This is a genomic window from Methylobacterium sp. 77, assembly GCF_000372825.1.
In the GTDB taxonomy this organism is placed as follows: Bacteria; Pseudomonadota; Alphaproteobacteria; order Rhizobiales; family Beijerinckiaceae; genus Methylobacterium.
The window spans coordinates 4,179,891-4,199,751 of sequence record NZ_KB910516.1 but is presented as its reverse complement, the minus strand read 5'-3'; the positions used below and the strand labels follow the sequence as shown (position 1 = coordinate 4,199,751).

General features: G+C 65.9%; 15 protein-coding genes. 10 read left to right on the top strand and 5 right to left on the bottom strand.

All coding sequences use genetic code 11. The features are described 5' to 3' along the window. The first annotated feature begins 10 nt into the window (after positions 1-10). Positions 11-1,312 (top strand): VpsF family polysaccharide biosynthesis protein, encoded by a 1,302-nt coding sequence (locus tag A3OK_RS0119905; protein ID WP_245259391.1) that lies wholly within the window; start codon positions 11-13, stop codon positions 1,310-1,312. Here the strand turns inward: A3OK_RS0119905 and A3OK_RS0119900 are convergent. After that, on the bottom strand, positions 1,272-2,525 hold the full coding sequence (locus A3OK_RS0119900; RefSeq protein ID WP_245259390.1) for a cellulase family glycosylhydrolase: 1,254 nt from the start codon (positions 2,523-2,525) through the stop codon (positions 1,272-1,274). The two genes, A3OK_RS0119905 and A3OK_RS0119900, sit on opposite strands and share 41 nt — an antisense overlap. Then, positions 2,522-3,733 carry a DUF1972 domain-containing protein gene (locus tag A3OK_RS0119895; RefSeq protein WP_019906650.1) on the bottom strand — a complete coding sequence of 404 codons (1,212 nt, stop codon included), beginning with the start codon at positions 3,731-3,733 and terminating at the stop codon, positions 2,522-2,524. The genes A3OK_RS0119900 and A3OK_RS0119895 overlap by 4 nt, the downstream gene beginning before the upstream one ends. 168 nt (positions 3,734-3,901) lie before the next feature. On the opposite strand from A3OK_RS0119895, the gene A3OK_RS0119890 reads away from it, so the two are divergent. The 7 genes from A3OK_RS0119890 (at position 3,902) to A3OK_RS0119855 (ending at position 12,715) form a co-directional block, all read left to right on the top strand. Next, entirely contained in the window at positions 3,902-5,065 is a 1,164-nt protein-coding gene (locus A3OK_RS0119890; RefSeq protein ID WP_019906649.1) for a glycosyltransferase, read from the top strand. Continuing rightward, a complete protein-coding gene (locus A3OK_RS0119885) occupies positions 5,062-6,354 on the top strand; it encodes a hypothetical protein (protein ID WP_019906648.1) in 1,293 nt (430 codons plus the stop codon). The genes A3OK_RS0119890 and A3OK_RS0119885 overlap by 4 nt, the downstream gene beginning before the upstream one ends. A 112-nt stretch (positions 6,355-6,466) precedes the next feature. Beyond that, positions 6,467-7,654, top strand: a complete 1,188-nt coding sequence (locus tag A3OK_RS0119880; protein ID WP_019906647.1) for a GNAT family N-acetyltransferase — start codon at positions 6,467-6,469, stop codon at positions 7,652-7,654. Positions 7,655-8,267: 613 nt separating this feature from the next. Next, positions 8,268-8,690 (top strand): helix-turn-helix transcriptional regulator, encoded by a 423-nt coding sequence (locus tag A3OK_RS0119875; protein ID WP_019906646.1) that lies wholly within the window; start codon positions 8,268-8,270, stop codon positions 8,688-8,690. Between the two features lie 140 nt (positions 8,691-8,830). Beyond that, the gene (gene metK / locus A3OK_RS0119870) at positions 8,831-10,009 is read left to right on the top strand and encodes a methionine adenosyltransferase (RefSeq protein WP_019906645.1); all 1,179 of its coding nucleotides are present in this window, start codon (positions 8,831-8,833) and stop codon (positions 10,007-10,009) included. 3 nt (positions 10,010-10,012) lie between these two features. Next, complete coding sequence (gene trmB / locus A3OK_RS0119865) at positions 10,013-10,750, top strand: tRNA (guanosine(46)-N7)-methyltransferase TrmB (protein WP_019906644.1); 738 nt, start codon at positions 10,013-10,015, stop codon at positions 10,748-10,750. 234 nt (positions 10,751-10,984) lie between these two features. Beyond that, positions 10,985-12,715: an HWE histidine kinase domain-containing protein gene (locus A3OK_RS0119855; RefSeq protein ID WP_026597456.1), complete on the top strand. Its 1,731-nt coding sequence runs from the start codon at positions 10,985-10,987 to the stop codon at positions 12,713-12,715. A gap of 15 nt (positions 12,716-12,730) precedes the next feature. Here the strand turns inward: A3OK_RS0119855 and A3OK_RS0119850 are convergent, their stop codons facing one another. Beyond that, a complete protein-coding gene (locus A3OK_RS0119850; protein WP_019906641.1) occupies positions 12,731-13,693 on the bottom strand; it encodes a hypothetical protein in 963 nt (320 codons plus the stop codon). A 239-nt stretch (positions 13,694-13,932) separates the two neighbouring features. Here A3OK_RS0119850 and A3OK_RS0119845 point away from each other — a divergent pair, with 239 nt between their 5' ends. Then, the gene (locus A3OK_RS0119845) at positions 13,933-14,532 is read left to right on the top strand and encodes a superoxide dismutase (RefSeq protein WP_019906640.1); all 600 of its coding nucleotides are present in this window, start codon (positions 13,933-13,935) and stop codon (positions 14,530-14,532) included. Between the two features lie 213 nt (positions 14,533-14,745). Continuing rightward, positions 14,746-16,275 (top strand): murein biosynthesis integral membrane protein MurJ, encoded by a 1,530-nt coding sequence (murJ, locus tag A3OK_RS0119840; protein WP_019906639.1) that lies wholly within the window; start codon positions 14,746-14,748, stop codon positions 16,273-16,275. A 568-nt stretch (positions 16,276-16,843) separates the two neighbouring features. Here murJ and A3OK_RS0119835 read toward each other — a convergent pair. Both A3OK_RS0119835 and A3OK_RS0119830 read right to left on the bottom strand, forming a co-directional pair. Continuing rightward, the gene (locus A3OK_RS0119835; RefSeq protein ID WP_019906638.1) at positions 16,844-18,010 is read right to left on the bottom strand and encodes a YncE family protein; all 1,167 of its coding nucleotides are present in this window, start codon (positions 18,008-18,010) and stop codon (positions 16,844-16,846) included. 113 nt (positions 18,011-18,123) lie between these two features. Beyond that, the gene (locus A3OK_RS0119830; RefSeq protein ID WP_036303216.1) at positions 18,124-19,797 is read right to left on the bottom strand and encodes a methyl-accepting chemotaxis protein; all 1,674 of its coding nucleotides are present in this window, start codon (positions 19,795-19,797) and stop codon (positions 18,124-18,126) included. Positions 19,798-19,861 lie beyond the last annotated feature (64 nt).

Genomic DNA, 19,861 nt, shown 5'->3' with positions numbered 1-19,861 from the left:
CGGCCACACCATGAGGATCGCAGCCTATTCCTCTGCCGAACGCCACGCGGAGGCCGGGGCTGCGTCCCGAAGCCCGATGCCGTTCGGCCTGATATTCCTGACGGTGCTGATCCTCGGCGTGTCGGGCGGCATGCTCTGGAATGTCGGCATCAACTACGATGGGCTGACCGGCGCTGCGCCGCAGAAAATCCATCCCTCGACCTACCTCGTTGTCGTGCTGTTCTGTTGGGCGGCCCTCAGATCGGGCAACCCGGCGGGCTATCTCGTCTATGCCGTGCAGGTGCGGCCGGCGGGGATGCTGCTCGCCGCGTGCAGCATCGGGCTGTTCCTCCACATCGTCCTGCGCAGCGGACCCGGCATGGCCGGAGCGCTGGACACGTTCCTCCTGCCCGGCCTCTTCGTCGTCCTGCTGGCCGATCGCGACGCGCTCACCTGGCGGCGTCTCGAATTGACCGTGCACGTGGTGATGCTCGTCAACGCCCTGCTCGGCCTCACGGAATTCGCGACCAAGACGCTGTTCTTTCCCTACCGGCTCGACGGTCAGGTCTTTGCCACGGATACGCGTTCGGCAGCACTTCAGGGACATCCCCTCGGCAACGCCACGCTCACGGCCTGCTACGTCCTCGGCCTCATCGGCGGGGGAGGACGCATGACGGTCCCGCAGCGCCTTGCGATGATCGGGCTGCAACTCGCCGCCCTCGTCACCTTCGGCGGTCGCTCGGCCACGGTGGTGACGCTGATTCTCGGAGGAGGCTACGGGTTCTTTGCCTTGCACAAGGTGCTGAGCGCCGGCCGCATCCCGCTCCTAGCGGTGGCGGCGGGCATCTTCCTGTTCACTCTCGTGCCACTCGCCATCGGCGGTCTGGCGGTCGGCGGGTTCTTCGATGCGCTGCTCAGCCGGTTCATGGCGGATGGCGGCAGCGCCAATGCCCGCGTCGAAATGCTCGACCTCATCGCCAGTATTCCGTTCCGCGAATTGCTGGTCGGCCCGGATATGAGCCTCGTCGATTCCCTGCGGCGCGTGAGCGGCCTCGAATGGGGCATCGAGAATCCGATCGTTCGGACCCTCGTCTACCAGGGCATCATCATGACGGCTCTGCTGACCGTCGCGGTGACGCTCTACATGATCGAATTGGTCCGCCACTGCCGCAGCGGAACGTTCCTCCCCGTCATCACCTTCGTCATCCTGGTGAACACCTTCGAAGGCATCGGCGGGAAAACGACGCTGCTGGCCAAGTTCGCCATCCTGCTCCTGGGCTTGTTCCACGAGGTCAGGGATCGCCCGCAGGGACGCGCAAGCCCAAAGCTGTGACGATCGCCGGATCGAAGCGCCGGCTCGCATCGTCCATCACGCCCATTCCATCGAACAGGTTCCAGAACGCCCACGGGAAACCCTCCGCCTCGGCCGCTTCCCGAACGTCACGGACATAGCGCGCACGGTCCTCGGCACGGGAGGCGACGTAGCGCGCATCGCTGCGCAGGGCGCCGAACTCACCGAGCAGAATCCGCTCCGACGCAATGCCGTGGCGCCGCCCCCATTCTCCCACCATGGCGAGGTGGCGGGAGAGGTAGCGCTTGTCGGGCTGGGCCGCGAAATACTCGGTGAGCTTGGCCTCCGTCAGGGTGTAGGCCTCCCGCTTCGCCTCCGCCGACAGGGTGGCATCGGCGGCCATCCTCGCCCGCACGGCGGCGAGCGTCGTCTCCAGGGTTCCGGCGGAGGCCGGCCATGGTACGGCGTTGAGGGCGCGGTAGACCGGTTCACGCATCCAGGGCGCGCCCTGATGGCTGAACAGGTAGGGTTCGTAATAGTGAAAGGTGAAGAGAAGCGGCGCGAAGCGGGCCAAAGGTTTGGGATCCAAGGCGGTGAGCCCTGTGATCATGCTGCCGCAGGCGCCGCAGGCCACGAGGGTCAGACGCGGCGCGACCCGCCTCGCCTCGGTGAGAAGGTCGTCCTGGATCGCCAGCCATGAATCGGAACCGCATCCCTGCGGCGGCTCATTGACGGGCTCGAGGGCGAGCCGCTCCGAAGCGATCCCGTCCAGCATGTGCGCGAGAGCGGAGACGAAGCTGCGGTAGGCGGGAAAGAGCGCCGCACCCGGATCGCCGTAGAAATTCTGGGGGTTCCAGTGATGCGTCGCGCCGTTGGCCTGCACGTTGACCAGCACCGAGAGGTCCGCGCGCAACGCCGATTCCACCGCCTCCTTCAGGTCGCGCATGAGGCGAACCCTCTCCTCCGGCATGGCGGAGACGAATGGGCCGGGATCGACGGGCAGGCGCAGAAAGTCGAACCCGGCTGAACGCAGGCGGGTGAGGTCGCGGCCAGACGGTACGGGCCGGCCTTCCTGGAATGGCGGCGTCCCGTAATCCGTTCGCGGTGCCGGGAACTCCCGCGTCAGGGAGAACCAGGGCCAGGTATTGACGCCGCGGGAGAGACGGAGCGGCGCTGCGGCGGCGGCGGCCGGAATACCGCTTGCCGTCAACGCAGCCGCTGCCAGGATCGTCCTGCGCGTCGGCGATCGCCTCACGAAACGTGGTCCCGGCCGCGTCCTCCGCTCACGATAGAGGCATTCGCCGTGGCGAGCGCGGAGTGTTTCACCTCACCGACGGGTGCCGCGAAACCTCCCAACGCCATCGCTTCATCTTCGTATTGCTTGAGGATTTCCGACCATTCGAACCGCTCGGCGGCACGGGCGAGCGAGGCGAATCCCGCCTTCTTCGCCATGAGATCGTTCGCGACCAGGGATTCGATATGTCGTTCGCAGGCATCCGCGTCGGCGAAGTAGAATTGCTGGTCGCCCGCCGTCCCGCGATTGAACGCGTTGTCGTGGGCGATCACCGCGTTTCCGGCCCAGAGCGCTTCCACCAGGGACGGGTTGGTGCCGCCGACGGTGTGGCCGTGCAGGTAGGCGCGCGCGTGGAAGCGCAGGGATCTGATCGTCTCGGCCTCATAGATGGCGCCCGGGAACAGGACCTCGTCGCTCGCCGCTTCCCTCACCGCGCGGTGATAGGGATTGGTCGCGGAGAGCGTGCCGAGGACCACGAGCCGCATGCCCCGCAGCTTGCGCGAGAAGGCCTCGACCATGGTGAGGATGTTGTTGTCGGGCTCGATCCGGGCGATCGAGGTCATGTACCGGCCTGGCTTCAGGCCCAAGGCCTCGATGGGCGCCGTCGGCGCCGCCGAGATCGGATCGCCGCCGTAGGGTATGGTGGCGATGGCGGATCTCGGACGGCGCGTGGCGACGTGATCGGCGATGGCAGGGTGGTCCGCCACGAGGCGATGCGAGGCCCAGGCCGCGATCCACTCGTTGGTCCAGAACCAGGCCCGCACGGCCATCGACCATTTCGGCCGCTTCCATTCGATCCCGTCCATATTGGTGAGGATCTTGGCGCCGGCGAGGCGCAGATACGGCAGGAAGATCGCCCCGTTATAGCCGAGGACGAGGCTGACACCGCCACGTTTGGCCGCGTCGCGCACGCAGTGCCAGTCGAAATCGAGCGTCGCCCTCGGCCCGGTGGATGAGACGGCGACGTGAATGAGTTCGATGCCGTTCCATGTCGTCGTTCGGAAGCGTTCCGTCACCGCCGGGACCTCGTCCTGGCAGTAGACACCGACATGCCAGCCGCGCTTGACGAGGAAGAGTGCGAGCTTCTCGGCAAAGGTTTCGAAACCACCATGGCAAGCAGGAATGCCGCGCGTTCCGAGAATAAGCAGCGAGGGCTTATACGACGACATCAGGATTCTCCTTTCGCCCCCAAGCTGTCCCAAAGTGGAACACCGGAAACACCTTCAGGCAACCATTCGCAACGATTACACCGGGCGAGGTTCGTGCTCGGTAACGATTGAAAACATGCTTGCATGTCATCTTGGGGCAGTTGAGGTCGGGATTAGGGTTGAGTCGGCATGCGCATCACCTGCGTCCATCAGGGATATGAGCTCTACGGATCCGACCGCAGCTTCGTCGAAAGCGTGCGGATCATCCGTGCGGCCTATCCGGATGCCGTCATCGACGTGGTGCTGCCGCGCGGTGGCCCCATCGTGGCGGCTCTCGAACCCTCGGCCTCGCGGATCGTGTTCGAGCCGCTTTGGATCCTTCGCCGCCGCGACCTGCCGCGCCTCGCGACTCTCGGCATCCTGACACTGCCCCTCGCGATGATGCGTGCCTGGCGGCGGCTGCGCGCGAGCGACCTCGTCTACATCAACACGTCCGTCGTGACGGATTACCTTCTGGCCGCCAGGCTGTGTCCCGGCCGGGCCATCGTCCATGTCCACGAAATCCCGCAGGGCGCCACGCTCAAGCTGCTGCGTGGACTGATCCGCTGGAGCGGGGCCGATATCGTGTTCAACTCCCGCGCCACGGCCAAGGCCTTCTCGCTGACCTCCAAGGTGGCCATGCGGGTGGTCTACAACGGGATCGCCGGCCCCGACGTACCGCCGCCGTCGACCTATGACGGTACACGCCCCTTGCGCCTGCTGATGCTCGGCCGGATCAGCCGGATCAAGGGACAGGAGGTTCTTGTCGAGGCGATCCGCTCGCTGCAGCCTGAAGTGCGGGCGCGGCTCGACGTACGCATCGTCGGGAGCGCTTTCGAGGATGCGGCGCGCGAAGAGGCGCTCGATCGCCAGATCGCCGATGCGGGGCTCGGCTCCACCATCCGACTATCGCCTTTCGTCGACGATCCGTCCGATCTGTACCGCTGGGCGGATGTCGTCACGGTCCCCTCGCGCCTGCCGGAATCCCTGGGCCGGGTCGCGATCGAGGCCATGGCCTATGGTCGCCCTCCGGTCGTGTCCCGAATCGGAGGCCTCACCGAAGTGGTGGAAGAAGGAACGAGCGGCTGGGTGGTCACGCCGGACGATTCGCGGAGTCTCGCGACGGCCCTGGAGCGGATCGTCACCGATCCGGCCTCCTGGCGCAGTTTCCCGGCCGCCGCCCGTGCCCGCTATGCGGCGCTGTTCGGTGAAACGGCCGCCGCGGAGGGGCTCATCGCCATGATCCGCGCCCGTATCAGCCGGCGATCGGGCACCGCCGCCCGCAGCGCCGTCGCGCCGGGATTGTCGTCATGAACGGTCTCAGCCGCCTCGCGCGTCGCTTCGTTCTCATGCTGGGGGGCGAGGTTACCCAAAGCGCCTTCCATTTCGGCATCAACATCGTTCTGGCGCGAAGCCTCAGTCCGCACGATTACGGCCGCTTCGCCATCCTCTTCCTCGTGGGTGGACTGGCGCTGACCTACATCCGCTCGCTGGCTGGCGTACCTGCCACGATCACCATTCCGGCGCGTGCCGGCAGACGCGCCGCGCGCGGGTTCGACGTGACCTTCGGCTCGGTGGCCGTCCTGCTCTCGGGAACGATCGCGGCAGGGGTCTGCGCGACGCTGATGGCGACCTCCGACATCAACGCCGTGGCCGGTAGCCTGTTCGTCGGCCTCTGGTCCCTGCGCAGCTACGTGCGACTCGCCCTCTTCGCCAAGCATCGTCCGGCGATCTCGGGTCTCGGAGACGTGGTCTTCGCCCTGTCCGGCACCGCGTTCACCGCCGGAATGATCTATGTCCAGGGCGCGCTCAGCCTCGACGAGACATTGTTCGCGCTCGCCTTCGCCAACGGCCTCGGCATCATCGCCTCGATGGCGCTGCTGCGGGAACCCGTGCGGCTCAGCCTCGGCCGTTCGGTGCGCCGACGCTACGGCGCCCTGATCCCGACGCTGTCGTGGTCGCTGGTCAACGTCACCACGGCCAATGTCCAGGGCCAGGGCCAGGGCCTTCTGGTCGCCGCCATCGCTGGCCCGGCGGCCTATGCTCCGATGGCCGCCACCTTCGTGCTGTTCTCGCCCCTGCGCCTGTCCGCATCGGCGCTGATCAACATGGTGCAGCCCGAGGTGGCCGCACATCTGGCCCGGGGCGACTTCCATCTCGCCCGCCGTTTCGCCCTGATCTGCTCCAGCCTCCTCGGCATCGGCTGCATCGCCTATGGCGCCATCATTCTCTCGACGCTCGAACTCATCGAGCACCGGCTCTTCGCCGGACAATTCGTCGGTGCTCCGATGATGCTGATCGCGGTGGCAGCATGGGCCATCGTCACGGTCTCCCTCATCCACGCGCCGATGCGCGTACTGATGGAAACGATGCAGGATTTCCGTCCGCTCTCCATCCTCGCCGGTGTGAGCGTGGGGGTCGGCGCCGTTGCGGTGATCGGCCTGCTCCTGATCGCCGCCCCGGCCTGGTCGCTTTTCGGCGTCCTGATCTCGGAAATCGTCGTCCTCGTCGGCTGCCTCTGGATGCTGAAGCCCTGGCGCTCCCACCGAACTCCGAGGCCGGCCAACCTAAGCTGCAATGTCGAGGCGAGAGCCAGCCGATGAGTAATTGTCCTTTCCTTCTTGCCTCTCACGGCACCGGTCCCTCCGATTCCGCCCCCTCCCCGGCTCCCGCGATTGTCTCTCGCGCCGCGGCCAAAGCCAGGACATCGCAGTCATGAGCGTGACGTCAGACCTCCCCTCTCCGGCGGCGCGTACCGTCGCTCCCGGCACGTATGGCGCACGGATCCATACGACGCTGGCAACGGTCGGCCGCCTCTGGACCAGGCTCGAATCCGAAGGAACCGCGACGGCCTATCAGCGGCTCGATTGGGTGACGCCGATCGTCGAGCGACTGAGCGCGGCCTCCAAGGCCGAGCCGCTGATCGTCGAGGTGGTCGACGGCTCGGGACGTCCGGTCATGATCGTGCCCCTGGCTCGTATCCGTCACAGCGGCTACCGGGTGATCACCTGGCTCGATCTCGGCGTCTGCGACTATGCGGCGCCGATCCTTGCGCCCGGCATCGACCTGAACGCGGAAGACATGGCCCTGGCCTGGGCTGCCATCCGCGATGTCCTACCCCGCGCCGACCTGATCCAGATCAGCCGGATTCCCGACGATGTTCTCGGACGACCCAACCCGATCGCCACTCTGGCCGCCTGCCATCGGATGGACATGCAAGCGTCGGGCGTCGCGATCGACGGCGATGCGGAGACCTTGCTCTCGCGCCTCTGTCGTCCCAGCACCCTCAAGGACATGGCCAAGCTGCGCCGCAGGCTGGAGCGTGCAGGCACCGTGACCTTCGTCGAGGCCCGGAATGCGAATGAGATCGACACCATCTTCGATGCGCTCGTCGAGCAGCGCCGCTCGCGCTTTGCCGAGATCGGCCGGTTCAACCTTCTCTCCCGCCCCGATGTGGAGGCGTTCTACCGCGAGGCAGCCCATCACGGCCTGAACGGCGGACCTGTCCGCCTGTTCGGATTGTCGGTGGATGGAGAGTGGATCGCCGCCGCTTACGGTCTGGTCCATAGCGGCACGTTCCATGGGATCCTGCTGACGATGGCGGGAGACGCTTGGCGCAATACCTCGCCCGGCCTGCACATCGTCGCCGAAGCCCTGCGCTGGGCGCGCGCCGAGGGACTTGGCTATTTCGACTTCACCGTCGGCGTCATGCCGTACAAATCCGATTTCGGTGTCCAGACCCGCGATCTGAGCGAGATCGCGGAGGTGGCGACCCTTCGCGGACACCTCGTCAAGCACACGCTCAAGGGAGCCTCAGCGGCCAGGATCTGGCTGCGCGGCCATCCGGAATGGTACAGCCGCGCGCAGAATGCGCGCCGGTGGCTACGGCGTAAAGTTGCCTGAGCGTGCCGTTCGGTCCGAAGAATTTGGCGGGAAGGGCGTGGGCTCGCACCGGTTGGCCTGTCCGCTCGATGGTGCTAGGGAACCCTCGGTGAGTCTCCGTAGCTCAGCTGGACAGAGCACAGGTTTCCTAAACTTCAATTGGGCGCCGCGATGGGAAACCGCGCGGCGGATCCGCTCAAATTCGGGGAACGCTCAAGGCCTGCGCACATGCAGGTCCAGCCGATCCCGAGCCAAGCCCCGGCGCCATCCGGGGAAGGTGTAGAGACTAGACGGGCGGCGCCTAACGATCCCGACGGGTCATTCCGGACGGATCCATGGCGAAGGGATAGTCCAGACCACGAACGCTCCGGAACGGAGCGGCGGCGGAAGCCGAAGTGGGATGAAACCTGGGGTCGCAGGTTCGAGACCTGCCGGGGACGCCACCATTACGCCTTTACGCATTGTTCACCACCCGGGCCGGGCTTCGTGCAGAAATGGACGGGCGCACGGTCTTTTCGGGTTGGGTTGAGCGGGCGAACGTGGAAGAACCATCGGCCACGATAGACGTGGGCGCCGACGACGTGCCGGGCGGCATGGTTCGCGGCAAGCGTCATCATACTGCACGGGATCGCACATGGCTGGGCAGAAGACCGATGCACGCGATGTCCATGTCGGCATACGCATTGCCGAGCAGAGGAAGAGATCCTCTCTAACTCAGAAGCGCGTCGCACAGAGCTTCGGCATGTCCGCCGCACAACTTCAAAAGTACGAGAAGGGCATCAACCGCATCAGTGCGATCCATCTCGAGATCCTGAGCCGGATGACCGGAATGCCGATCGACTATTTCTTCGCCGGCATGGATCGGAGCGACGACGTCCCGCTCCAGGGACTGGGCGAGCCGCCTCAGCAGGCCTTCGTGCCACAGGCGGAATCCCAGGGCTCTTGGACCGGCCTCGTCGAGGTCGTTGCCAAGCACGTAAAGGAGAATTTTTCGGAGGCGAACCGCCGAGAATTCGCAGCCGCAGTCCACGCTCTGGATGAAACACTGAACGGTTGACGTATCGTATGTTTCGTTCTTTTTAGCGGATACGTTCGGTTTGTCATCTTGACCGTTGCGGATGGGGGTGCGAAAACCACCCCGTTCCGAAAACCGGGTCGAACGCTGTCGAGGCGAACCCGAAACCGGGGGTGCCTCAGATGCCGCGTTCCAACTACCTGTTCACCAGCGAGTCGGTCTCCGAAGGCCATCCGGACAAGGTCTGCGACAGGATCTCGGACACCATCGTCGATGCCTACATCGCAGCGATGCCGGAAGCGCGCCTCGGGGTCGAGACGCTGGCTACCACCAACCGGATCGTCATAGCGGGCGAGGTACGCGGACCGGATTCCGTCACGTTCGAGCACCTGACCGAACTCACCCGCGAAGCGGTGAAGGATATCGGCTACGAGCAGTCGGGCTTCCACTGGAAGAACAACGACATCGCCATCCATCTCCATGCCCAGTCGGCCGACATCGCTCAGGGCGTCGATTCGGCGGGCAACAAGGACGAGGGTGCCGGCGACCAGGGCATCATGTTCGGTTACGCCTCGGACGAGACGCCCGAGTTGATGCCGGCGCCGATCTACTACGCCCACAAGATCCTCAAGGACCTCGCGGATGCCCGCAAGGCGAAGCAGGGTGACGCGGCCAAACTCGGCCCCGACGCCAAGAGCCAGGTCACGGTGCGCTACGAGAACGGCCGGCCGGTCGGCGTGACGCAGATCGTGCTCTCCACCCAGCACATCGACGAATCCCTCGACTCGGCGGACGTGCGCGCCATCGTCGAGCCCTACATCCTGGCGGCCCTGCCCCAAGGCTGGGTCGGCGAGGAGACGGTCTGGCACGTCAATCCCACTGGCAAGTTCGTCATCGGCGGGCCGGACGGGGATGCCGGCCTGACCGGACGCAAGATCATCGTCGACACCTATGGTGGGGCGGCCCCGCATGGCGGTGGCGCGTTCTCGGGCAAGGATCCGACCAAGGTCGACCGCTCTGCCGCCTACGCTGCCCGCTACCTCGCCAAGAACGTCGTAGCCGCCGGCCTCGCGACTCGGGCGACGATCCAGCTCGCCTACGCCATCGGCGTCGCCAAGCCGCTCTCGATCTATGTCGACCTGCATGGCACCGGGAACGTGGACGAGGCCAAGCTCGAAACCGTGCTGATGGATGCCCTCGACCTCTCCCCCCGCGGCATCCGCCTGGCGCTCGGCCTCAACAAGCCGATCTACGCCCGCACCTCCGCCTATGGCCATTTCGGTCGCAAGCCCGAGGATGACGGCGGCTTCTCGTGGGAACGCACCGACCTCGCCGACAAGCTCAAGTCGGCTCTGTCCTGACCCGTGGAGAACGGGCGGGATGAACTCTCGCCCGATCGGGGTGAGGTTGCGATCGAGGGCGCTGACCGCGCCTTCTACGGCCGGCGCAAAGGCAAGCGTTTGCGGCCCGGGCAGGAGCATCGGCTGGCCGATCTCCTGCCGCATTTGCGCGTCGCGCTGCCGGAACAGGGCGAGCGGCTCGATCCGCCCGCGCTGTTTCCGAATGCGGTGGAGGAAGTCTGGCTCGAGATCGGGTTCGGCGGTGGAGAGCATCTCGCGGCGCAGGCCACGCGAAACCCGCAGGTCGGCATCATCGGCGCTGAGCCTTTCGTCAACGGGGTCGTCAAGCTGTTGCGGGCCGTGGACGACGGCGACCTCAGCAACGTGCGGATCTGGGACGAGGATGCGACGAAGCTTCTCGCCGCGATTCCCGATGCGAGCCTTGCCCGTGTCTACCTTCTCTATCCCGATCCCTGGCCGAAACGCCGCCAGCGCAAGCGGCGGTTCGTTTCGGACGAGACGCTGCTCGAGATCGCGCGGGTCCTGAAGCCCGGCGGCGTGTTTCGGTTTGCCAGCGACATCGACGATTATGCCGGCTGGACCTTGGTGCGGGCTGCCCGTTGCGAGGCCCTCGCCTGGACCGCCGAAGCGGCGACCGACTGGACGCATCCCTTCGCGGAATGGCCGGGCACGCGCTACGAAGCCAAGGCGATCGCCGCGGGCCGAGGGCCGACCTACCTGGAGTTTCGCCGGGCCGACTGACATCGCGTCACGGTTCTCGGGCATGATCGAGAATTTGCCGATCGGCGGCTGGTTTTGCCTCCGGCACAGCTTTTTCGTCGCGGAGGCCTTGCACCGCGCGACCTTGCACCGTCAGATGCCGAGGCAATGACCGTCCGGGTCCACCGGGGCCAGCGATGACGCCTCATGCGAAGCCGGGGCACCGCCGAGCGAGGTTGCGGAGTGGGCAGCGGATCTGATCGAGGATCGCCAGGGATCGGGAATTCACGCCCCTCGACCGACCACTATCGTCGCGGTTTCGACGAGGCTGGGATCGGTCTCCTCATCCTCGACATGGACACCGGACGCATCCTCGATGCCAACCCCTTCCTCAGCGCTCTCCTCGGGCACTCTCCGGGGAGCCTGACAGGCCAATCCGTGACGGTTCTCGGGGATGATCCCGCCGCGCTTTCCGACGGCATCCGTCGCTGGATCACCGTGAACGGCAGCCCGCTCGACGTCCGCGTCAGGACATCGGCGGCATCGGCATCCGATGCATTCCGCACGCTCGTGGTGGAGCGCGTCGATGCCGACGATATGGTCCGGTCGGAGGAAAACCGCGCCGCTCTCACCGCTGCAGGGCTCGGGGAATGGCGCCTCGATCTCGCGGATGGATTTCTCAGGCTGTCGCGGCGGTCCGCCCATATCCTCGGTTTTCCCCCCGGCGCGTCACTGACCTGGGCGCGAGTCCAGGACCTGATGGACGGCTCCGAGGCGGACAGGGTGAAGACGGCGATCCGCGCCGCGATTCTCGACGATGCTCCCTTCGCCATCGAAGCTCGCCTGCGCCGCGCCAGTGACGGCATCGAGATCAGGATCAGCGTCAGAGGGCAGGCGATCGGTACCGCAGGTGCAGGACCCGCCATCGTGGTCGGCGTGCTGCAGGACGTGACGAAACGGGTGGAAGCGCGCGATGCCCTGCGTGAGAGCGAGGAGCGCCTGCGCATCGCGACATCGCTTGCCGAACTCGGCATCTTCGAATGGCACATGCTCGACGATCAGGCGGTCTGGGAAAACGAACGCATGTTCGCGATCTTCGGCCGTGGTGCCGAGGAAGGCGCGCTCGGCAAGCGCGAGTTCCTCAGCACCGTCGTTCATCCCGACGACCGCGCCGCGTTTCGCTCGGCGATCTCGACGGCCTTGCGTGAGGATACGACGCTTCAGGCCAGCGGCCGCATCCGCCGTGCGCAGGATGGCGCGTGGCGCATCATCGAGATGGCCGGCCGCTTCGAGAGTGACGCGCCCCATCGCCTGCCCCGGCGGCTCATCGGCGTCGTCGCCGATGTGACGGAACGCAGAATCGCCGAGGAGCGACAGGCCCTCCTGATCCGGGAGCTTCACCACCGGGTGAAAAATACACTCGCGACGGTTCAGGCCATCGTCGGCTCCACGGCCCGCACGGCCTCCAGCATCGAGAGCTTCTACGAGGCCTTCGTCGGGCGGATCATGTCGCTCGCCCATACCCATTCGGTGCTCACCGAGGATACCTGGCAGACGGCTTCCCTGCGCAACCTCCTCGAGAACGAGCTCAAGCCCTATGGCGATGGCACGTCTGACGGGCCGCCCGTCGCGAGAAGGATCACCCTCGATGGGCCACCGGTGGACCTCGCCTCCGAGATCGCGGTCCCCATCGGCATGGCGATCCACGAGCTGACGACCAATGCCGCGAAGCATGGCGCCCTCTCGACGCAAGAAGGCCGGGTCGCGATCGCCTGGAGCATCACTGAGGATGCGAACGGGAAAACGCTGCACCTCGACTGGTCGGAATCCGATGGTCCGCCGGTGCGGCCGCCGACCCGCCAGGGTTTCGGCTCACGCCTGCTACAGCGGGTACTCACGGCGCAGGTTCGGGCCGATATCGCGGCGAGCTACCCGCCCGAAGGGTTTCGCCTGACGATGACGGCGCCGCTTCCCGCCCGGACCGAAGGGCTCAACCCGCTGGCCTGAGAGCTTCGCCCTGGTTCAGGCAGCCCCGCGGGCGCCGCCATCCTCGCCGCCTGCCTCGACGAAGGCCTTGAGCTCGTCGAGGGAATCGAAGGTGAACTGGCCGCGCGGCGTATCCGCCTCGATGGAGCCGTTGGAATACATCACGTAAGTGTTTCCGCCGGAGGCGTAGGTTCCCACGACCTGGAGACCGCCTTTTGCCGGGGCTGCAGAAGCGTGGGACTCGACGGACGGGACCTGCTCGGCCGAGCTAGGCGTGGTATCGGGCTCGTCGGTCAGCGAAGGCCGCAGGGCCAGCGGCTCCTCCGGATCGATCTCGCGGGGGCGGGACGGAGATACTGACGGAGCTGCTGATGGCACGTCCGAGAGCGCGACAACGGGCTCCGGCGCCGGGATGACCGTATCGACCATCGACGTCGGCTTGACCGCTCGCGGCGGCTTGTTCGGCTTGATCCGGCGCGGTGGAGCGGGCTCCGGCTCGGAATCACGGATCTGAGGTCGGGGAGGTTCCTCGGCGGGCGGAGGCGGCTCGGGCAGGAGGTCCGGCAGGAGCGGCGACGCCGGGTCGCTGCCCAGCGGCTGGATAGGCGATGCATCCCCGGTGAAATGCGGCGGCGAGGCGATCCTCGGCTCGGTCAGCCCGAGAGCGCTCGGACGCTGTCGGCCCGGCGCGGTCGGCTCCTCCTCGACGCTTGTCGCCGGCAGCCCGGTCGGCTCGATCCGCCCGGGCGCCTCGAACAGCATGCTATCGGCATCCATACCGATCCCACGGCCCTGCTCGGACAACACCCGCTCCAGGCGCTTCAGATAGGTGGCCACCACCGCGAGGCCGAGAAGGATGGCGCCGGACGAGGCCGTGGCGGCGCCCGCGATGGTCATCGTCCATCCGCTCTCCAGCCTGACATAGGGGAAGCCCTGGACAACGGAGGCGATGCCGCCGACGATCATGACGGCAGCGAGCGCGAACAGCGCGATAATCATGAAACTCTCTGATGACGCCCGCACATGACGAAGTGCGGTGCAAACAATAAGGCCCGGTCTAGCTATTGCAAAATCGATCCCTTGGGAAATCCCGTATCGGCGCTCGATGCCGGACGCCCGTTGCCCTGGGCCGGGGACCGACTTAGGTACGAGCGCGTTGGCCAAGCAGACGGCGCGACCCTCGCATCCATTCGTGCGACCCTAACCACCTTGCGCCACCAGACCCGGGAGACCTGCCGATGACCTTCACCCTGCCCGAACTGCCCTACGCCTACGACGCGCTCGGCCCCTACATGTCGAAGGAGACCCTCGAGTTCCACCACGACAAGCACCACAAGGCCTATGTCGATACGGGCAACAAGCTGCTCGAAGGCACGGGTCTCGAAGGCAAGACCGTCGAGGAGATCGTCAAGGCGTCCTACGGCACCAATCAGCCGCTGTTCAACAATGCCGGCCAGCATTTCAACCATCTCCACTTCTGGAACTGGATGAAGCCCAACGGCGGCGGCGCCGCACCGGCAGCCTTGGCTGCGAAGATCGACGAAGATCTCGGCGGCTTCGACAAGTTCAAGGCGGACTTCATCCAGGCCGGCGTCGGTCAGTTCGGCTCGGGCTGGGCCTGGCTCGCGGTCAAGGATGGCAAGCTCGCGATCCTGAAGACCCCCAACGGCGAGAACCCGCTGGTTCATGGCGCCACGCCGATCCTCGGTGTCGATGTGTGGGAGCACTCCTACTACATCGACTACCGCAACCGCCGCCCCGACTATCTCAAGGCGTTCATCGAGAACCTGGTGAACTGGGAATACGTCGAGAAGCTCTACGGCGAAGCCTCCAAGTAAGGCGTCTTTCGGTTCCTTCGCGCCGCGGGTTCTCCAACCCGCGGCGTCGTCATGTCCGGTCTCTTGAGATCGCCGACGAAACCGTCTCTTGATGCGCCGCGCCGAGCGATACCGGCCTGACAGAGGCGGACCACCCATTCGGTACGCGATTTCATGTGCGCGCACGCCCCTCTCTCCTGCGGAAGGGATCGTGCCGCAAAGTTCGGGCCCGTCATGATCCGTAGCATCCTCTCCGTCGGCGGCTGGACGCTGGTCTCCCGCGTTACCGGCTTTGCCCGCGACGTCGTGATGGCCGCCGTGCTGGGGGCGGGTCCAGTGGCGGATGCCTTCGTCGTCGCCTTCCGGCTTCCCAACCATTTCCGTGCGATCTTCGGCGAGGGCGCCTTCAACACCGCCTTCGTGCCGGCCTATGCCGGATTGTCCGAGACCGGCGAAGACGGCGCTGCCAAGCGTTTCGCCACCCGCATCTTCACGCTGATGCTGTTCACGCAGATTGTGCTGCTGGCGCTCGCCTTGCCGGCAATGCCATGGGTGGTCCGTGCCCTGGCGCCCGGTTTCTCGGACGATCCCGAGCGCTTCACTCTCGCCGTGTCGCTCACCCGGATCACATTCCCCTACCTCCTGTTCATGACCCTGGTGACGCTGCTGTCGGGCATCCTCAACGCTCATCGGCGCTTTGCCGTGGCGGCCGGCGCGCCGGTTCTCCTCAACCTCTCGATGCTGGCAGCCTTGGCACTGGCGGGGTTCTTCCCGAATGCCGCCTACGCTGCCGCCTGGGGCGTGTCGGTCTCAGGCGTGCTGCAATTCGGCCTCGTCTGGCTTGCCTGTCGACGCGTCGACATCGCGCCGGGCCTCGGCGCGCCGAGCTTGCGCGATCCGGCAATGGTGCGGTTCTTCAAGGTGCTCGGTCCGGCCGTGATCGGCTCGGCCGGGTTCCAGATCGCCTCTTTCGCCGACACGATCATCGCGAGCTTCCTGCCCACCGGAGCGGTCTCAGCGCTCTATTACGCGGACCGGCTGTACCAATTGCCCTTCGGCGTCATCGCCATCGCCGCAGGTACGGTGCTTCTCCCCGAGATGAGCCGGCGGATCGCCAAGGGAGACGTCGCCGGCGCACATACGGCGCAGAACCGGGCGGCAGGCTTCTCGCTCGCCCTTTCGGCCCCCTTCACGATTGCCTTCCTGACCCTCCCCGGCCTGATGATGACGGCTCTGTTCCAGCGCGGCGCCTTCAATGCCGAGGATGCCGCACGGGCGGCGTCCGTGCTCGCGGCCTATGGGCTCGCGCTGCCCGCCGTGGTGCTGGTTCGTAGCGCCGTTGCGAGCTTCTACGCGCGCCAGGACACGATGACGCCGCTCATCGCCTCGCTCGCCTCCATCGCCCTGAACGTCGCACTGAAGATCGTGCTGACCGGTCCTTATGGCGTGACCGGCCTGGCGCTCGCCACCGCCATCGGACAATGGCTGAACCTGGTGCTCCTCGTCGGGCTCGCATGGCGCCGGGGTTGGACGGCACCGAGCCGGGGCCTCGGGATCACCGTGATCGGTGTGATCGTCGCCTGCGCGGCACTCGCCGCCACGGCGATTTACGGCCTGCCGGTCGTCGAGAATTTGGTTCCAGCGATGCCGCATCTTCGCGGGATCGCGGTGCTGGGTCTGCTCGGCCTCGCGGGAGCCCTGGTCTATGCCATCCTGCTGCTCGGAACTCTGCGAGCCTTCGGCCTGCGCCTCCGCCGGGCCTGACGCCCGGCAGGGCTATCCTGGGTATCCGTCAGTTCGGCATCCCCGGCAGCTGCCATTTAGCACACGATCCAGCCTCCTTTGCGGTCCGGTCTGTTTGTTGGGATCAATAATGGGAGCACCAGCAGCGCCAGGGGGGGACGGTTTGACCCGTAGTCGAGGTATGGGAACCGTGACCGTGGTTTCGGGGCCACCCCCGATTCCCGTCCAGCCGCCCGAGCCTTGGGCATGCCAGCAAGGCACTACAGTCAGAAAGCGACAGAGAGCACGAGAAAGCGGCCTCCCGATCGCGCCATGGTCTCGGAACGCCTTTCCATGATGCCACGTGACATCGCATGGTGATTGCATTCGCACGCCACCAAGCTGTCCGTTCATCGGCTTTTACTGGCAACGTTATTCGGAACCAGCGCTGAGACGTGGCAATTCCCAAACAAAAATGGCTATAATCCTGGGATCCCGGTCGTTCGTGCTTCGCACGGGCGAGAGATACTCATCTGACAAGCCCGTTCGGTCGACATCCGGGCATATGCCGGGACGCCACTCTATCGAGACGGCGCACGACCATCCCGTATCACTGCCCTGCCCGCCCTCGCATGGAAGCGGGCTGGCCGGGAAGGTCGAGCCGGTAACCGGTGTCGCGAACGGTATCTCCCTCGATCCGGTAGACGCCGATCGTCCTGTCGACGTAGTTGCCGATATAGACGTGTGAGCCCGAGGGGCTGAAGGCGATGCCCTGCGTCACAGCCCCCGCCTCGGCCTCTCCCGTGCGCCGGACCGCACCTGATTGATCGAGGGTGAGCAGAGCGATCGCACCCGTCGGGGTGTAACCGGGGGCATGGGCCGGGGCGCTCGATCCGCGCACGACTGCGACCGCCGCATGCCGGCCATCGGGCGAGATCGCCAAAGTCTCCGGCGTGTCGCCGATGCCGAGATGGTCGATCACCACCGGCCGCTTCCCATCGGCCCGGATCACGCTGATGGAATCGGCGTGGCCGTCACTGGGCTCCGCTCCGGTATTGGCGGCGAGGGCCAGACGCCCGTCCGGAGTGACATCCAGACCATAGATGCCGGGGCCGACAGGAAGGTCGAGAACGGGATCGTAGGTGGCATGGGTACCATCGATGGCGAGTATCCCTACCTTGGCGGCCTTATTCTTGGCGACATAGGCACGGCGTCCATCCGGGGCGATCGCGACCGCCGCCGCTTCGTCGCCGACATCGACGGTGGCCATGACGCGAACGCTTGTCCCTGCGATGGAGAGAACCGTGACGCTGCGGCCTTCGCGGTTGGCGACGAGGGCAAAATCGCCCGTCCGTGCGATCGCAAGACCCGATGGCTGGCGTCCGACGCGGATCGTTTCCACCAGACGAGGCGGGTCGGCAAGGAGGTCGATCACGTGGAGACGATCGTCGGCCTGCGCGTACCACGCCTCGCCTTCCTGCCGCATCACCACCGAGCTTGCCACCAGGCCGAGCCGTCCGTCCGGGGTGATCTGGAGGTTGGTGGGCGGCCCGTAGACGGAATTGTCCAGGGGCAGGAGGTGGGCGAGGCGGGGACGAGCCTCGTCGCTCACATCGACGACGGCGACAGCATCGTGGCCGTTTGCGCCGTTCCTGCCGCCGTCACGGAGGAAGAACGTCTTTCCGTCGAGGCCGACCAGAAGAAAGGGCGGTGCCTCAGCCGCGGCGGCCGAAGCGAGGCCGAGCAGCGCTGTCAGAAAGGAACCGATCCGGCGCATCTCTCAATCTCCGCACAGCAGCGGACGTGGACCGCCGCGACAACGGGCTCCGAAGAGGCGAACTCGTCGGAACCCGAAACTTCGAGAGGTTGTGACGGATCAGGAGCCGGCTGTCATGCTGCTCGGATCGTGGTGAGGAACCGCGACATCGCCGTGTCCAGGGTGTTGAACTGCAGCGACAATTCGGAGGCCGAAGCGAGAACCTGAGCGGAGGCTGCACCCGTCTCCTCGGCAGCCGCAGCGACTGCGTTGACGTTGTGGGTGACCTCTTTGGTTCCGGCCGAAGCTTCCGTGACGTTGCGGACGATCTCATAGGTCGCCGCCCCCTGCTCCTCCACGGCGGCGGCAATGGAGGCCGAGACGTCGTCGATCTCACGGATACGCTGGGTGATCCCGGCGATTGCGGTCACCGCGAGGTCGGTGGACGCCTGAATCCTTGCGATCTGGCCTGTGATTTCCTCGGTGGCCTTGGCGGTCTGGCTCGCCAGCGCCTTCACCTCGGAAGCGACGACCGCGAAACCCCTGCCCGCCTCGCCCGCCCGCGCTGCCTCGATGGTGGCGTTCAGGGCGAGCAGGTTGGTCTGCCCGGCGATCATCGAGATCAGGGACACCACATCCCCGATGCGTGCGGTGGACTCGCTGAGATCGCGCACGAGGTTCGCGGTCGAGGCGGCCTCGCTCACGGCACGCTGCGACAGGTTGGCCGAGCCCTGCATCTGGCGCCCGATCTCCTGGACCGATGAGCCGAGCTCCTCCGCCGCCGAGGCCACCGTCGTGACGTTGGCCGATGCGGTGTCCGCAGCGGTGGCGGCATTGGTCGAGCGCTGGGCGGTCTGCGTGGCCGTGGCGCTCATGCTGCCCGCCGTGGCCTGCAACTCGGTGGCGGCCGCGCTGACCTGGGTGACGATGCCGCCGACAGCGAGCTCGAACTGGTTGGCCATGTCGATCATTGCCGCCCTGCGCTGGGCTTCGGCGCCGGCCCGCGCAGCTTCGGTCTCCACTTCGAGGATGCGGGTGCGAATGATGTTGTCCTTGAATACGATCACCGCCTTCGCCATCGCGCCGACCTCGTCCCCGCGATCGATGCCCGGCACCGCGATGTCGGTATTTCCTTGAGCGAGGCGGTCCATCGCCGAAACCATCCGACGCAAGGGTCGGCTCACACCGACGGCGAGCATGATGGCGGCGCCGGCAGCGATCGCGGCAGCCAGGCCAACGAGGACGAAGGAGAAGACCAGGGCATTGTCATAGGTCGCCTGGGCATGAGCGCCGCTCTCGCGAGCGACGCGCGCCTCATAATCGACGAGCTTCTGAAGCTCGGCCAGAACAGAGCTGATCCCCGTCGACATGGTCGTGTTGTACGTGCGCTGAGCCTCGGCGAGTTTTCCGGCTTGGGCTTCGGCGGCGATGCCCTCCTGCAGCGCCAAATAGGCAGACCATTGAGTCTCGAACGCCTTGTACAGCGCCTTCTCTTCCACTGTTTCGAGGCGAGGCACATAAGCGGTCTGGATCTCGCGCATCTGATCGGCGCGCAGCTTGAGCTGAGCGGTCACGCTGGCCCGCAATTCGGGTGTGTCCGCAGTGATCAGCCGCCCGCCATTGACCCGCTGCCGCAGAACCAGAACCTGGATCTTGCCGAGCATCTCGGTATTCGGAAGGTGATCGTCTCGCATTTCCCGCGCCACGTCGTTGACGGCACGCAGAAAATAAAGGGACGACCCGCCAAGTGCCACCACCAATAGAAAAACAATCCCAAAGCTGGAAATGAGCTTTGCTTGAATAGACATGGATTTGGCGGACATTACGGCTGTCAATCCCAAACGTTTGAGCCGTAAATGAAATACCAGTTCG